Source organism: Bacillus sp. 204(2023), assembly GCF_037027505.1.
Lineage (GTDB): Bacteria > Bacillota > Bacilli > Bacillales > Bacillaceae > Bacillus > Bacillus subtilis.
In genome coordinates, this window is record NZ_JAXCHE010000010.1 from 88,004 (window position 1) to 103,559 (window position 15,556).

General features: G+C 44.9%; 14 protein-coding genes. 10 read left to right on the forward strand and 4 right to left on the reverse strand.

What is annotated here, in order from left to right:
* Positions 1 to 34: 34 nt before the first annotated feature.
* Positions 35 to 2,353 carry a helix-turn-helix domain-containing protein gene (locus WA279_RS18180; protein ID WP_336156217.1) on the reverse strand — a complete coding sequence of 773 codons (2,319 nt, stop codon included), beginning with the start codon at positions 2,351 to 2,353 and terminating at the stop codon, positions 35 to 37.
* Positions 2,354 to 2,567: 214 nt separating this feature from the next.
* Between WA279_RS18180 and rmgP the strand changes: the two genes are divergently transcribed.
* From rmgP to WA279_RS18210, 6 genes are all read left to right on the forward strand, one after another.
* Positions 2,568 to 3,533, forward strand: coding sequence for a polygalacturonan/rhamnogalacturonan ABC transporter permease (rmgP, locus tag WA279_RS18185; protein WP_336156218.1), 966 nt, complete (start codon positions 2,568 to 2,570; stop codon positions 3,531 to 3,533).
* 7 nt (positions 3,534 to 3,540) lie between these two features.
* A complete protein-coding gene (gene rmgQ / locus WA279_RS18190) occupies positions 3,541 to 4,662 on the forward strand; it encodes an unsaturated rhamnogalacturonyl hydrolase (RefSeq protein WP_336156228.1) in 1,122 nt (373 codons plus the stop codon).
* Positions 4,659 to 5,162 (forward strand): rhamnogalaturonan transport/degradation protein RmgS, encoded by a 504-nt coding sequence (gene rmgS / locus WA279_RS18195; protein WP_336156219.1) that lies wholly within the window; start codon positions 4,659 to 4,661, stop codon positions 5,160 to 5,162. The genes rmgQ and rmgS overlap by 4 nt, the downstream gene beginning before the upstream one ends.
* 11 nt (positions 5,163 to 5,173) lie before the next feature.
* Positions 5,174 to 6,460, forward strand: a complete 1,287-nt coding sequence (locus WA279_RS18200; protein ID WP_336156220.1) for a Gfo/Idh/MocA family protein — start codon at positions 5,174 to 5,176, stop codon at positions 6,458 to 6,460.
* A 22-nt stretch (positions 6,461 to 6,482) separates the two neighbouring features.
* On the forward strand, positions 6,483 to 7,151 hold the full coding sequence (locus WA279_RS18205) for a YesL family protein (protein ID WP_336156221.1): 669 nt from the start codon (positions 6,483 to 6,485) through the stop codon (positions 7,149 to 7,151).
* Positions 7,152 to 7,218: 67 nt separating this feature from the next.
* Entirely contained in the window at positions 7,219 to 7,401 is a 183-nt protein-coding gene (locus tag WA279_RS18210) for a sporulation protein Cse60 (RefSeq protein WP_003223398.1), read from the forward strand.
* A 36-nt stretch (positions 7,402 to 7,437) separates the two neighbouring features.
* On the opposite strand, the gene opuD is transcribed toward WA279_RS18210, so the two are convergent.
* Positions 7,438 to 8,976, reverse strand: a complete 1,539-nt coding sequence (gene opuD / locus WA279_RS18215) for a glycine betaine transporter OpuD (protein ID WP_015384403.1) — start codon at positions 8,974 to 8,976, stop codon at positions 7,438 to 7,440.
* A 188-nt stretch (positions 8,977 to 9,164) separates the two neighbouring features.
* A complete protein-coding gene (locus WA279_RS18220) occupies positions 9,165 to 10,427 on the reverse strand; it encodes an NAD(P)/FAD-dependent oxidoreductase (protein WP_003229222.1) in 1,263 nt (420 codons plus the stop codon).
* A gap of 202 nt (positions 10,428 to 10,629) precedes the next feature.
* Between WA279_RS18220 and murJ the strand changes: the two genes are divergently transcribed.
* Positions 10,630 to 12,264 (forward strand): lipid II flippase MurJ, encoded by a 1,635-nt coding sequence (gene murJ, locus WA279_RS18225; protein WP_014480588.1) that lies wholly within the window; start codon positions 10,630 to 10,632, stop codon positions 12,262 to 12,264.
* A 68-nt stretch (positions 12,265 to 12,332) separates the two neighbouring features.
* Positions 12,333 to 13,052 (forward strand): pseudouridine synthase, encoded by a 720-nt coding sequence (locus WA279_RS18230; RefSeq protein ID WP_336156222.1) that lies wholly within the window; start codon positions 12,333 to 12,335, stop codon positions 13,050 to 13,052.
* Between the two features lie 121 nt (positions 13,053 to 13,173).
* Here the strand turns inward: WA279_RS18230 and WA279_RS18235 are convergent, their stop codons facing one another.
* Positions 13,174 to 13,395 (reverse strand): DeoR family transcriptional regulator, encoded by a 222-nt coding sequence (locus WA279_RS18235; protein ID WP_003152337.1) that lies wholly within the window; start codon positions 13,393 to 13,395, stop codon positions 13,174 to 13,176.
* A gap of 289 nt (positions 13,396 to 13,684) precedes the next feature.
* Between WA279_RS18235 and WA279_RS18240 the strand changes: the two genes are divergently transcribed.
* Entirely contained in the window at positions 13,685 to 14,395 is a 711-nt protein-coding gene (locus tag WA279_RS18240; RefSeq protein WP_336156223.1) for an ABC transporter ATP-binding protein, read from the forward strand.
* Positions 14,392 to 15,549 carry an ABC transporter permease gene (locus WA279_RS18245; protein ID WP_336156224.1) on the forward strand — a complete coding sequence of 386 codons (1,158 nt, stop codon included), beginning with the start codon at positions 14,392 to 14,394 and terminating at the stop codon, positions 15,547 to 15,549. The genes WA279_RS18240 and WA279_RS18245 overlap by 4 nt, the downstream gene beginning before the upstream one ends.
* The last annotated feature ends 7 nt before the right edge of the window (positions 15,550 to 15,556 follow it).

Here is a 15,556-nt window from a genome sequence, read left to right on the forward strand (position 1 = left end):
AAAAACCCAAAACGCGCAAGCAGTTTTGGGTTTTTTACATGCTTCTTTTTTGCTGGCGGTAGTTTCCCGGTGTAATCCCCTCCAGCTTCTTAAATGATCTGATAAAATTTTGCGAGTTTTTATATTTCAGCTTTTCGGCAATGTCCTTGACCGCCATGTCTGTTTCGGCAAGCCAGCTTTTCGCCATATGGTGTCGGTAGCTTGAGACATACTCGCTGAATGAAATACCCATTTCTTTTTTGAAAATGCTGCTTAAATAATTTGGGTTGTAATGCAGCCTGCGCGCGATTTCGTCCAGTGTCAATTCGGATTCAAACTCATGATGGATGATATGAATGATGTTGTCGGAAATATTTTTGTACTGGGCATCCGCGCGGGCGTTCACTTTGTCTGTCATCGGATCAATAAACTCATTCTTTAGCCAGTTTTCGGTATCCTCGAACGTTTTCAGCTCAAAAATTTGATCATACAGCATTTTGTTTTCTTCAAGCTCAAACAATTCGATCCCGAGCACATGCATCAGCTCAATCACATGGTTCAAAAAGCGGGCGATGGCGATTTGAAATTGATACGGGTTGGTGTTCTGGGTGAAAATGGCTTGCAAAATCGCGTGCAGGCATTTATCCGCTTTCTCCTTGTCTCCTGCTTTGACAGCATCGAACAGCTCATGCTGAAGCTGCTTTGGAAAATGGGTTTTGAAGGTTTTTTTCTGGTCAAGGTCTTCGTAAAAGATGATCGACTTGTTTTCCGCTTTAAGACGGTATTTCAACGCTTCTGAGCCTTCCGCATAGGCTGTTTTCGCTTTTGTCAGTACATCAAACGGCTGGCTGATGCCGATGCTGACAGACAGCTGCAGCTCAGCTTCCGCTTTTTCCTGAATCATCCTTGCAGTCTCATTCAGCTCAGCTATGAATTCTTCTTTTGTCCCGCTTTGGTTGATCAAAATCGTCGCCTGCTGTTTGTCAACTACGGCGGGGGCAAGATGTTTGTCAGTCGGGATGCTGCGCTCAATCATGCTGTTGACGGCAAACAAAAGCAGATCCATATCTTTTTTCTCATAAGGCGTATGATTCAGTGTGTCAATTTGGAGCACAAGCAGGGCAAGGTGCCGCCAATTTTGCTTTAAGCCGAGGCTTTCAAAACGGTTATCAACCTCCTCATCCGTCAGTTTTCCAAGCATAAGCCTGACCATAAAATATTGCTGCAGATGAGTGGCCTGCTGCTTCATCGTTTCTTCAAGGTCGTCATTTCGGTCCTTCAGCTGCTTAAAGCTCTGTTCAATTAACTCAAATTCATTTTGAGGAGGCTGTTGTTTCTCTTGTGTGGCTCCATGTCTTGCGAATGATTCGTAAAGCACCCTGATCGGCTTGTAAAAATGGCGGGAGCCCAGCCAAGAGAACAATAATGAAAGCGTTAACAAAATAAGGCATACTGCAAAAGTGATCCAGCCGATTGATTTGGCTTCTTTTTTTAGCTCGGGCAGGGAAACGAGAGAAAAATAAGTCCATGTATTATAGTCAGATTTTTGATAGGTGACTTTATAATGAATCCGGTCAATAACTGTTTCAAACTGTCCGCTATTGGCCGTTTGCGCCAGCACTTTTTGGACAAAGCCGTCGTTATGAAGAGATTCACCAACGTCAGACATATTGTTATGAAGGATGATGCGGCCTTTTTCATCGATGATAAACAGGTTGTTGGCGTTTGAATAGCCGGGCATATTTTTGACAAGCGAACAGCTCGGGATGCTTGCGGCGGCCAATCCCTTTGTATTTGTGCTGTTCAAAGGAAGCTGCTTAATTAAATTGATATTGTAGCGGCAGTTGTCTGATGTGCCTTCTTTGGTTGAAATCAAATGATTGTTTTCCTCAAGCGTCCAATATGAGCGGCTCGCTTTGTGTTTCGTGTACGCTGAGGCTGCTTCATGAAGAGTGTCTGTATTCAAACGGTACAAACCGGAATTGTTCATGTACCATTTTTTCGTATAACTGACTAACGTCATGTTGGACAGGTCGGTATCAAAGCTTTGCAGATAATTGAGCTCTTGGTTCACTTGGTTATAGATTTGAAATTGGTCTGAGTGCAAAGGCTTGGACAATGTGCGAAGGAGAGGCGGCGAACTCACATAGTGGGTTAAAGAGTGATCGACGGTTTTCAATATATGCTCGATGCTTTGCTGGGTCTGCTGGAGTGTGTCGAATTTTTCCTCCGAAACGTTGGAAATAGCCGTTTTCTGAGAGTGCTCGTACGAAAACAATCCGACCAAAATAACCGGAATGGTGCTGAGCAGGCAGAAAAACGTGATCAGTTTGTAGTAAAACTTGTATTGGCTTCTTTTCATAAAACCCCCCATTTCATAACATCCACTTCACCTTAATACAATTAATCCAAAGATTGATAGATATTGTCAATAATCATTTTCTAATATCGGTGTCTTTTTTTCAGGTGGACCGGCTGAACCCTTGATTATAAAGGGATAAAACAGGATGTGATCATATGATTGTAGACGGACTTTTGCCTCTGCGCTACAGTGAATGCAAGAAACCGTGAAAGGAGGCTAGGAAAAAATGAAAACAGCAGAAGCGCAAGCGCCGGCTGTTGATGCAGTCATTTTTAAAAAAGAAAAAAGAAAGCGCTTACTAAGTAAGCTGATTCAGCAAAAATATTTGTACTTGATGATTTTGCCAGGGTGTATTTATTTTTTGCTTTTTAAGTATGTCCCGATGTGGGGAATTGTGATTGCGTTTCAGGATTATCAGCCGTTCCTCGGCATTTTGGGCAGTGAGTGGGTGGGGCTGAAGCATTTTATCAGGCTGTTTACTGAGCCTACATTTTTTCTCTTGTTAAAAAACACGCTCGTGTTATTTGCTTTGAACCTGGCCATATTTTTCCCGGTGCCGATACTGCTGGCGCTTCTATTGAACGAAGTGCGGATTGCTCTCTTTAAAAAATTTGTTCAGACGCTGATTTATATCCCGCATTTTATGTCTTGGGTCATTGTTGTATCGCTTTCGTTTGTGCTTTTAACGGTAGACGGAGGCTTGATTAATGAACTGATTGTGTTTTTTGGCGGTGAAAAAATCAATTTTCTGCTGAACGAAGAATGGTTCCGGCCCCTGTATATTCTTCAGGTTATCTGGAGGGAAGCGGGCTGGTCGACGATCATTTATCTGGCGGCTATTACAGCGGTTGACCCCCAGCTGTATGAAGCGGCGAAAATGGACGGAGCGGGACGGCTGCGGCAAATGTGGCATATTACGCTGCCCTCCATTAAAAGCGTTATCGTCGTTTTGCTGATTTTGAAAATCGGAGACACGCTGGAGCTTGGCTTCGAGCATGTGTATTTGCTGTTAAATGCGACAAACAGGGAAGTGGCGGAAATTTTTGATACGTATGTTTATACTGCAGGGCTGAAACAGGGCCAATTCAGCTACAGTACAGCAGTCGGCGTATTTAAAGCGGCGGTCGGGCTGATTTTGGTCATGCTTGCGAATCGTTTGGCGAAGAAATTTGGCGAGGAAGGAATTTATTAAGAAAGGGATGGGATCAATGGATCAATCAATCGCTGTAAAATCGCCTCTTACGTACGCGGAGGCATTGGCAAACACCATTATGAATACGTACACAGTCGAGGAGCTGCCTCCTGCAAACCGCTGGCACTACCATCAAGGTGTTTTCTTATGCGGTGTATTGCGGCTGTGGGAAGCAACCGGGGAAAAGCGGTATTTTGAGTATGCGAAGGCTTATGCAGATCTCTTAATCGATGATTATGGCAATCTATTATTTAGAAGAGATGAACTGGACGCCATTCAAGCGGGTCTCATTCTTTTTCCATTATACGAGCAGACGAAGGATGAGCGGTATGTCAAAGCGGCAAAAAGGCTGCGCGGCTTATATGAAACACTGAACCGGACGTCTGAGGGCGGTTTTTGGCACAAAGACGGTTATCCTTACCAAATGTGGCTTGACGGCTTATACATGGGGGGGCCGTTCGCACTGAAATATGCCAATCTGAAGCAGGAGCCGGAGCTGTTTGATCAGGTCGTGCTGCAGGAGTCATTGATGAGAAAGCATACGAAGGATGCAAAAACCGGACTTTTTTATCACGCCTGGGATGAAGCGAAAAAAATGCCTTGGGCCAATGAAGAGACAGGCTGTTCACCGGAATTTTGGGCACGTTCCATCGGCTGGTACGTCATGTCTCTTGCTGACATGATTGAAGAGCTGCCGAAGAAGCATCCAAACCGTCATGTGTGGAAAAACACGCTGCAGGACATGATGGAAAGCATCTGTCGCTATCAAGACAAGGAGACCGGGTTATGGTATCAGATCGTTGATAAGGGAGACAGGTCTGATAACTGGCTGGAAAGCTCAGGATCCTGCCTGTACATGTATGCACTTGCGAAGGGAATCAATAAAGGCTATCTAGACAGAGCTTACGAAACAACACTGCTAAAAGCGTATCAAGGCTTGATTCAGCATAAAACCGAAACATCAGAAGTCGGCGCGTTTCTCGTCAAAGACATATGTGTCGGAACGTCAGCCGGTTTCTATGACTATTATGTCAGCCGCGAAAGAAGCACAAACGATCTGCACGGAGCCGGCGCGTTTATTTTGGCTATGACAGAGCTGGAGCCTCTTTTTAGGTCAGCGGGGAAATGACAAAAAGGATACGGACGGCTTTGTGTGTGATCGTCTCAGTGCTCTTTTTGGCATCATGCTCAAGCAGGCCGGACGGAATGCATGTCATTCTCTTTTCTGATATGCAGGCTGGCGTAGAGGAAAAAATAAAAAAGGCCGCCGAGCAGAATGCCGGGAAGGTCGATATCTTTCCAGCTTTTCAGGAAAAACTGCTGACTGAAATTACCGCCCATGAGGGAGATGTTTTCATCGTGCCTGAAGACATGTTTCAAGCTTACGATGATCCGGAAAATTTTCAGCCGTTAAACGGATTGCCTCCTAAAAAAACATCTCCTTATACAACTGTTAATAAAAAATCAGGAGAAAAAACGATCTATGCCGTTCAGATCGAAAAAGGGAAAAAGCAGCTGAACGGCTATTCTTTTCGATTGAATCGAGATATGGCGGCGTTTATCCCTGTGTATGCTGAAAAAACAGAGGAAGCGCTGCAGCTGATTTCTCAACTAACTGAAGCCCGATAGAGGTGAGGATATTGAAGAACATCGTCTTTTGCGGATTGAGCAGCAGAGCATTCAGTATGTTTATCAAACCGCTGATGGAGCGGTTTTCAACTCATTATGAGATTACGGGATTGCTGGATGCCGATCCGAAACGTTTTGCCGTTTGCAAAAAGAAATTTCCCGAGCTGGCCCACGTGCCCGAGTTTAGCGAAGATGCTTTTGACGAGATGATGCGCGTGTCAAAGCCTGATATCGTCATTGTGGCAGGCAGGGACGATACGCATGTCACATATATTGTAAAAAGTCTTCAGTGGAATACAGATGTGATTACTGAAAAACCAATGGTGACAACAGTGCAGGATGCGAATCGGGTGCTTGAAGCGGAGGCCAAAAGCGAAGGGAAAGTCACCGTCGCGTTTAACTATCGCTACAGCCCGTTTCATCGGAAAATAAAAGAAATGATTCTGGACGGAAAAATAGGCAGGGTCACTTCTGTTGATTTAAATTGGTATATTGATACGTATCATGGCGCCAGCTATTTTAAACGCTGGAACAGGTCGAGACAGTTTTCCGGCGGTCTTTCTGTCCATAAATCAACACATCACTTCGATCTCGTCAATTGGTGGCTCGGGCAAAAACCGGAAGAGGTATTTGCTTATGGCGCCTTGAATTACTATGGGCCGGACAGTGAGTGGAACCCCTTGCCGGAAGAAGACGGGCGTTTTTGCGGGACGTGCCGTGTTAAAGAAAAATGCCACTACTATTCAAGGTGGCATCCCCGTTCCTCTAAAGCTTCTATAAAAGATGATCATCTCGAAGCAGGAGACCAGTCCAGCTTATATACTGCATACAGGCCTGACGCGTGTATTTTTGACGAGGAAATTGACATCGAGGATACGTACGTGGCGGCAGTCAAATATGATGGCGGCGCACTATTAAGCTACTCGATTATTTTTTCGGCCCCGTATGAAGGCTACCGGCTGACAATCAACGGCACAAAAGGGCGTATCGAATCAAATGAATTTCACGAACCTTCCAGAATTCCGTTTGCTTTTCCTGAGCAGACAATCGAATACTATCCGCTTTTTGAATCAAAGCAGACGATACAAGTAGTCAAAAATGAAGGGGGGCATGGCGGAGGTGATCCGCTTTTGCTTGAGGATCTTTTTTTAGGAAAAGACCCGCTGCGCCGCTATGATATTTTAGCCGGGGCTGAAGCTGGAGCCTACTCCATCGCGGTTGGTGAGGGAATGTGGCGCTCGGTTGCCGAAAAGAAGCCGATCGGCATGAAAGAGCTTTTTCAGATGCAGAATGTATAATGCAAAAAAAGGAGGGGGCGCCATGGAACATGATGGCTCACTGGGACGGATGCTGCGTTTTTGCGAATGGATCATGAGATTTGCGTATACAAACTTGCTATGGCTGTTTTTTACGTTGCTCGGTCTCGGTGTGTTTGGCATTATGCCCGCGACCGCGGCTTTATTTGCTGTCATGCGGAAGTGGATCCAGGGGCAGGACAACGTTCCGGTGCTCAAAACGTTTTGGCAGGAATACAAGGGTGAATTTTTTCGTTCAAATCTGCTCGGTGCTGTACTGGCGCTCATCGGAGTGATCATTTATATTGATTTGGCCTTCATTTATCCAAGTCATTTCCTTCTGCACATCCTGCGCTTCGCCATTATGATATTTGGCTTTTTGTTCGTATCCATGCTTTTTTATGTGTTTCCGCTGCTTGTCCATTTTGACTGGAAAAAACGTCTGTATGTGAAATTTTCGCTCTTGCTCAGTGTGGCGTATTTGCAATATACGCTTGCGATGCTTGCGCTGACTGTTGCTCTCTTTTTCTTGCTTGCTTACCTGCCCGGCATTGTCCCTTTTTTCAGCGTCAGCCTGATCAGCTACTGCCATATGCGAATTGTTTATGCCTTGCTGCTGAAAGTGGAGCAGCACGGCGGCGAGCCACAGAGGGAATCCCATATACGGAAAGCTTTTTATCCGGAAACGAGATAATCATCATTTCCCTATCATAACGCTGTTCCAAACGGAATAGATTGATAGAGAAAGGAGAGCGGATAAAATGCTGAAGGTAGCGGTATTTGATGAAGAGCATGAAAAAGACTTACAAACGGAAATCAATTCATTTTTAAAAGGGATATCGGAGGAGCAGCTGATTGATATCAAATATACGGTTTCGGCAGCGTGCGACCCAGACGGCGAGCAGCTTTACTGTTTTTCCGCCCTTATTTTATATCGCAAATAAAAAGATCTTTCCGCAGGTGCGGAAAGATCTTTTTTGTTAATATGCTTTTTTCACTCTTGGACTTCTCGGTTTATCGAGTTTCTCCGCTTTTTTGATCTCTCTTCTTTCTTTTGAGAGCGATTGATAGAGAGAGGCAATCATCAGCAGGATAACGATAGAAAACGGCAGCGCTGCCAGAATCGCTGTGTTCTGCAAAGCGGCAAGCCCTCCGGAATAAAGGAGCACAGCCGCCATGGCAGACTGAATGATACCCCAGCTGAGTTTCACAGAATTCGCCGGATTTAAAGAACCGTACGACGTCTGCATGCCCAGCACGAATGTAGCTGAATCTGCAGACGTGATAAAAAATACTGCGATCAGAATCAATGCAAGGATCGATGTCACCATTGTCAGCGGATAGTGATCAAGTGTTCCGAACAGCATCGTTTCAGTGGACAGCTTGGCTACATTGAACGTGCCTTTTTGCTGGAGATCCATGGCTGATACGCCGAAAATGGAGAACCATAGAAATGTCAAAATACAAGGTGTCACCAAGACGCCGATTAAAAATTCGCGGATCGTCCGGCCTCTGGATACACGGGCGATGAAAATGCCGACAAATGGAGACCAGGAAATCCACCATGCCCAATAGAAAATCGTCCAGCTATTAATCCATTCGCGTTTTTCAGGATCATTCGGTGTCAGTCTGAAGCTCATTTGAACGATATTTTGAATGTATTGTCCGATAGAATCTGTAAATGAGTTCATGATCAGCACTGTAGGCCCGACAACGAGCATAAACAACATTAACAATCCGGCCAATACCATGTTTGTGTTGCTTAAATACTTAATTCCTTTTCCGAGTCCGCTCCACGCAGAAAGTAAAAAGAGCACTGTCACAATAATGATTAAAACCAATTGGACGATAAACGCATTCGGAATGCCGAACAGGTAATTCAAACCGCCGTTAATTTGGGTTGCGCCAAGACCAAGACTTGTTGACACCCCGACAACAGTGGCGAAAACTGCAATACAGTCAATGGCCTTTCCGATCGGCCCGTTTACTTTATCCCCGAGAATCGGTGACAGTGTGCTGCTGATTAACCCGGGTGCGCCTTTGCGGAATTGGAAATAGGCAATGCATAATGCCACAATGGCATAAATGGCCCAAGCGTGCAAACCCCAGTGGAAAAACGTATAGCGGAGTGCATCTCTGAAGGCTTGGGGGGTTTCTGTTTCACCTGATGGAGAGCTAATTGCGTAATGGCTGATCGGTTCAGCCGCACCGTAGAATACTAAGCCGATTCCCATGCCTGCGCTGAACAGCATGGCAAACCATGATAATAACCCGAATTCCGGTTTTTCATCAGGCTTTCCGAGTTTGATTTTTCCGATCGGGCTGAAAATCAAAAAGAGACAAAACCCGACAAACAAAGAGACAACTAAAAGATAATACCAACCAAATGAATCGGTAATAAATGCTTGTGCCGATTGAGACACATTTTGCAGGCTGTCAGGAGAAATAACACCCCATAATACAGCTGCAGCTGTGATGGCAATCACAATCCAAAATACACTAGATATATGTTTCAACATTTCTCACCCTCTAATTTTTTGTGTACGCCTATATCTTGCTCGCAGGCTTAGTATGGTCGTACGATGGCTGCTCATTCCTCTCTTAAAATTACCCCGCAATCAGGTGAAACAAAACAAGTCTCACCCTAACATGAATGCGGGGAATGTTCAAATATTCGGCCTTTGTGGCAAGTGTTCAAAAGCAATGGTTAAGAACGGGCGTATTGTCCGGCATTAAGCCCCGCAAGCCTGCCTGTGACAAGGGCGGAGGTAATATTGTATCCGCCTGTGTAGCCGTGGATATCCAGAATTTCACCGCAAAAATACAGCCCCTCCATTTTTTTAGAAGCCATCTTTTTCGGGTCAATTTCTTTTACAGATACCCCGCCTCCCGTGACAAATGCCTTATCAAGCGACAGTGTGCCATTTGCGAGAACAGTAAACTGCTTGCAGTCCCTTACAAATTGTCTGAAAGGATCCTTCGGCAGCTCAGAAAACGATACGTTCGGAGAGATGCCGTTTTTTTCGAGCAGGAATAGGAGATAGCGCTCCTGCATCCAAGGCTTCAGCACGTTTTTAATGGTTTTTTTCGGTGCTTCCTTCAGTTCTTTATACATCTTTTGGAAAAGCGTTTCTTCATTGATATCCGGATACAAGTCGATTCTGATCGGCACTTGAGGCTGTTTTTTCAGCTCTTTTACGACAAATTGGCTGCATCTGAGAATGGCAGGTCCTGAGAGGCCGAAATGGGTAAACAGCATGTCCATTTTATGTGTGATAATCGGTTTGCCTTTTTTATTTAACACACTGACGGCTACATCTCTTAGTGATAAGCCTTGAAGTGTTTTTTGCTTAATGAACGGTTCGCCAGAAGTGACTGGAACCTCTGTCGGAAACAGCTCTGTTATGGTATGGCCCGCGGCTTCAGCCCATTCATAGCCGTCTCCCGTGCTTCCGGTATGAGGCACGCTTTTACCGCCGACAGCGATAATGACTGCCTGGCTATGGATCATTTCGCCATTATTCGTCACAATCCCTGCTGCCTGTCCATCTTCATATAAAACAGATTTAATTTTCTCGTTCGTTCTGATTGTTACGCGGAGCTGCTTCAGCCTGTTTAACAGCGCGTCAACGACACTTTGGGCTTTGTCGGTCACAGGGAACATCCGGCCGTGATCCTCTTCCTTTAATTGAATGCCGAGGTTTTCAAAAAACTTTATAATGTCCTCATTATTAAATTCAGAAAACGCGCTGTATAAAAAACGCCCGTTGCCGGGGATGTGCTTGATAATTTCTTCCACAGGAAGGCGGTTCGTCACATTACAGCGGCCGCCCCCGGAAATCGCGAGTTTCCGTCCTAATTTATTTCCTTTATCTATCAGCAACACGCCAGCGCCCTGTTCTCCTGCTGCAATCGCAGCCATCAAGCCTGAAGGGCCTCCGCCGATTACGATTACGTCATATTGTTTCATCTTTATCATCAACTTTCTTTTCATTTCGTGTGCGGACACCCCGTCCGCAGTACTATTATAGCGAAAGAAAGCCGCTCCTTAAACGTCTTTTGCCGCGGACATGAATGTTCACAGGATTGCTTTTGTATTTATTACCGTCTAAATGCCCAGTTGTGGTAAAATAGAAAAGTTGAATCTTCGTAGAAAATGGTGATGAAGAAACATGTCAAGCAAACTGTTAAGAGGCACGTTTGTATTAACGCTCGGTACATATATATCGCGGATTCTGGGGATGGTCTATTTAATTCCCTTCAGCATTATGGTCGGGGCGACAGGCGGTGCATTATTTCAATACGGATACAACCAATACACTTTATTTTTGAATATTGCTACGATGGGCTTTCCGGCCGCTGTTTCTAAATTTGTTTCCAAATATAATTCAAAAGGGGATTATGAGACAAGCAGGAAAATGCTCAAGGCGGGCATGTCGGTTATGCTCGTCACAGGAATGATAGCCTTTTTCATTCTGTATCTATCGGCTCCGATGTTTGCGGAAATATCGCTGGGAGGCAAGGATAATAACGGCCTGACAATTGATCATGTCGTTTATGTCATCCGCATGGTCAGCTTAGCGCTTTTGGTCGTACCGATTATGAGCCTTGTCCGCGGATTCTTTCAAGGGCACCAAATGATGGGTCCGACAGCTGTTTCCCAAGTCGTTGAACAGATTGTCCGCATCATCTTTCTATTGAGTGCGACATTCTTGATTTTGAAGGTTTTCAACGGCGGCCTTGTCATCGCTGTGGGCTATGCAACCTTCGCAGCGCTGATCGGTGCCTTCGGGGGGCTGGTCGTGCTTTATATTTATTGGAACAAACGGAAGGGCAGCCTGCTGGCGATGATGCCGAATACGGGTCCGACGGCAAACCTAAGCTACAAGAAAATGTTTTTCGAGCTGTTCAGCTATGCTGCTCCGTACGTTTTTGTCGGACTAGCCATCCCTTTGTATAACTATATTGATACAAATACGTTTAACAAAGCGATGATTGAAGCCGGTCATCAAGCCATCAGCCAGGACATGCTTGCGATTCTAACCCTGTATGTTCAGAAGCTCGTGATGATCCCGGTTTCCCTAGCAACTGCTTTCGGACTGACATTAATTCCAACGATTACTGAATCGTTTACAAGCGGAAACTATAAGCTGTTAAATCAGCAGATTAATCAAACGATGCAGACGATCCTGTTTTTAATTATTCCGGCTGTTGTCGGGATCTCTCTATTGTCAGGACCGACGTATACGTTCTTTTACGGGTCAGAGAGCCTTCACCCTGAACTGGGGGCAAACATTTTGCTATGGTATTCGCCAGTCGCGATTTTGTTCTCTTTGTTTACAGTCAACGCAGCCATTCTGCAGGGCATCAATAAGCAAAAATTTGCGGTTGTCAGCCTTGTGATCGGTGTCGTGATCAAGCTTGTGCTGAATGTTCCGCTGATCAAGCTGATGCAGGCTGACGGAGCGATTTTAGCGACGGCGCTTGGATATATCGCTTCCCTTTTATATGGGTTTATCATGATTAAGCGCCATGCAGGCTATTCGTATAAGATACTTGTTAAACGAACTGTTTTGATGCTTGTCTTATCAGCCATTATGGGTATTGCCGTGAAAATCGTGCAGTGGGTATTAGGCTTCTTTATTTCCTATCAGGATGGCCAGCTGCAAGCTGCGATTGTTGTGGTGATCGCGGCTGCTGTTGGCGGAGCTGTCTACCTGTATTGCGGCTACCGATTAGGATTTTTACAGAAAATTTTAGGCCGCCGTTTGCCAGGTTTCTTAAGGAAAGGCAGACATGCAGGCTGATGAACTAGATATGATGAAACTGAGGGCTCGCATGCTGCGGGCTTTCTTTTATAAAGGAGAGATTGGGAATGAGACTTGATAAGCTGCTTGCCAACAGCGGGTATGGTTCCAGAAAAGAAGTCAAAGCCGTTGTAAAGGCTGGAGCCGTGATGATCGACGGCAAACCTGCCAAAGATGTAAAGGCGCACGTTGATCCTGATACACAGGAGGTGACCGTATACGGGGAACCGGTTGATTATCGAGAATTCATTTATCTTATGATGAATAAACCACAGGGCGTGCTGTCGGCGACTGAGGACAGCCGGCAGCAAACGGTGGTCGATCTGCTGACGCCGGAGGAGATGAGATTTGAGCCATTTCCAGCCGGCAGGCTTGATAAAGATACAGAGGGCTTTTTGCTGCTCACAAATGACGGGCAGCTCGCACATCGGCTCCTTTCTCCTAAAAAGCATGTTCCAAAAACGTATGAAGTCCATTTAAAATCACAGGTTTCCCGGGAAGACATCTCCGATTTGGAAACGGGTGTCTACATAGAGGGCGGCTATAAAACAAAGCCGGCAAAAACGGAAATCAAAACAAACGACAGTGGCAATACCGTGATATACCTGACAATTACAGAAGGAAAATACCATCAGGTCAAGCAAATGGCAAAGGCAGTCGGCAATGAAGTGGTTTATCTGAAGCGGCTTTCGATGGGACGCGTTTCCCTAGATCCCGCTCTGGCACCCGGAGAATACCGTGAGCTGACAGAGGAAGAGCTTCATTTGCTCAATGAGCCGCAAGCATGACAAAAACCCCGCATACCGAATGCGGGGTTTTATTTATAAGCGCACAAAAACAAGGCTCAGTAGTTTCTTCGCCCTGTTATCTATCGGGCCGCTCTCAGGCGGCCCTATGTAATTTTTCAATTTATGAGGTAATCTTTACTTTCTTTCTCGTTGTCTCCCACTTGCCACGGCTTGGACTATGAACAAGATCATTATATGCCAACACATTTAAGTCTCTTTGAATCGTTCTAGGTGTAATGCCGAATTCGTCAACCAGTTCCTGTGTTGTCACAAGACCTTTTTCTTGGATAAACATGTAAACTGATTTGATTCGAGTTAGCATACGGTTTGTTGAAGGTTTCAAAAAACCACTCCCTATCATAAGATCGGATGGACTTGACTAACCACAACTCACGACTATCAACTGCGTACGAAATAGCAACAAAGGCAGACATCTGTAATTGTTATAATAATTCGCCCTCATTATACACGATATTGCAGTGATGAATCTAGGGATAACTCCTATTAATTTTTTCCAATTCACGTTGGGCAGCCATCCTTGTTGGATTACTATGTATTTCGGCTCAATATTATTATGGTTAAAGAAACTTTTTTTATTCTGTTTCGTAGTAAATTTTGGAGGTGGGTGAGTTTTGACAAATTTGCTTGAAGCTTCAATAGAACAGGCCGGGTATACAAGCCGAAAAAAAGTGCTCACCGATGTTTTTCTGGAAGTCAGAAAAGGGGAACTAGTTGGACTGATCGGAGCTAACGGCGCCGGAAAAAGCACCGCAATTAAGGCGATACTCGGCCTTTCAGAAGATTTTAAAGGGCATATTGCCTGGAACGACTGTTCATTTGCATATATTCCGGAGCATCCGTCCTTTTACGAAGAACTGACGCTGTGGGAGCATTTGGATCTGATCAGCACACTCCACGGCATTGAAGAGAGAGAATTTGCGCATCGGGCCCAAAGCCTGCTGCAGACGTTTTCGCTTGATCATGTCAAACATGAGCTGCCTGTCACCTTTTCGAAGGGCATGCAGCAAAAACTAATGCTTATCCAGGCCTTTCTCTCTAAGCCGGATATGTATGTGATTGATGAACCGTTTATCGGCCTTGATCCGATATCGACGAAACGCTTTGTGGACATGCTTAAGGCTGAAAAAGAACGTGGAGCCGGAATTCTTATGTGCACGCATGTACTCGATACCGCGGAAAAAATCTGTGACCGGTTTTATATGATTGAGAAAGGTTCATTATTTCTCCAAGGCACGTTAAAAGATATTCAGGACGAGACCGGATTAGAGGGGCAGTCATTGCTTGACTGTTTTTATAAGGCAGTTCAAGGTGATCGGCCATGAACGGGCGTACGCTCTTTTTTCGAAGGCTGTTTGACTATTATAAGTATCAGTTTAAAGTGTTGCATGCGGTCATTGACTGGACAGTCGCTCTCTATATTGTTTTGCCGGCGATTGCTTTTGTCATCTATCAGTATATTGATTTGATGAATGGAAGAGGTCTTCTTTATGAGTGGTCTGAAGTGGCGGAGTGGAGATGGCTGTACGCTGTGTGTGGGCTGATCATGTTTACAGGTTCGATTCGTACATTTTTAATGGAAGCGGACAAAGTGTTTTTGCTGCAAAAGAAAGAAATCATCTATCAGCTCAAACGGTACGCGCTTTTGTATTCTTTTCTCGTCACGATGGCTAAATGGCTGCTTCTCTTTTTCATTGTCCTTCCCTTGATCAGTCATTCTGTTCACATCACATTCGCAGAAACCACTGCTCTATTGTGTTATTTGTTTGGCCTTCATATATTCTTTTTATCCTTAAAGCAAGACAGGATCAGAAAGCCGCGCTCTATTTCGAGATGGATTGGCGATATCCTTGTCAGAGCTATTCTTTTTGCTGGTTCTGCTATCCTGATTGTTTTGACTCAGTGGCACTTGCTTGCGCTTTTTGGCATTTTATTTTTGCTTTTCTCAGTTATCCGCAGTTTGAAAAAGACGGCTTCGTTCACGGCTTTTGAAGCTGAAGTGACTGAAGAGAAAAAAAGCAGGCTTGCCCTTGCAGGACTTGTGATGATGATGAGTCAGGAGGCGGGAATGCCAAAAGTAAAAGACAAGATGAGAAGAAAACCGTTATTATACCGAAATTCAAAAAGGATATTTAAAAGACGAACGATCTGCACAGGCTATAAGGAATTGTTTTTTAAAGTCATGCTGAGGAATGGCGAGTATGCGAGGCAGATGTACATGCTATTGTCAGCTTTCACCGTTCTCATATTTGTTTCCCCAATTTGGCTGAAGGTGATTGCGCTGCTGGTATATACAGGGGTTTGCCGTTATATCCTGACGCTTATTTTTGACAAGGTCATGGATGCCCCTTTTTTAATTGGCACCGATAAGGAAAGTGATGAATATTATCGGGCCAGAAAAAACTGTATCAACATCCTGCACTATGCGTTTGCCGCCTGTTGTTTTTTAGCGGCCGCTGTCTCTTTATTGTTTACATAAAAAACCC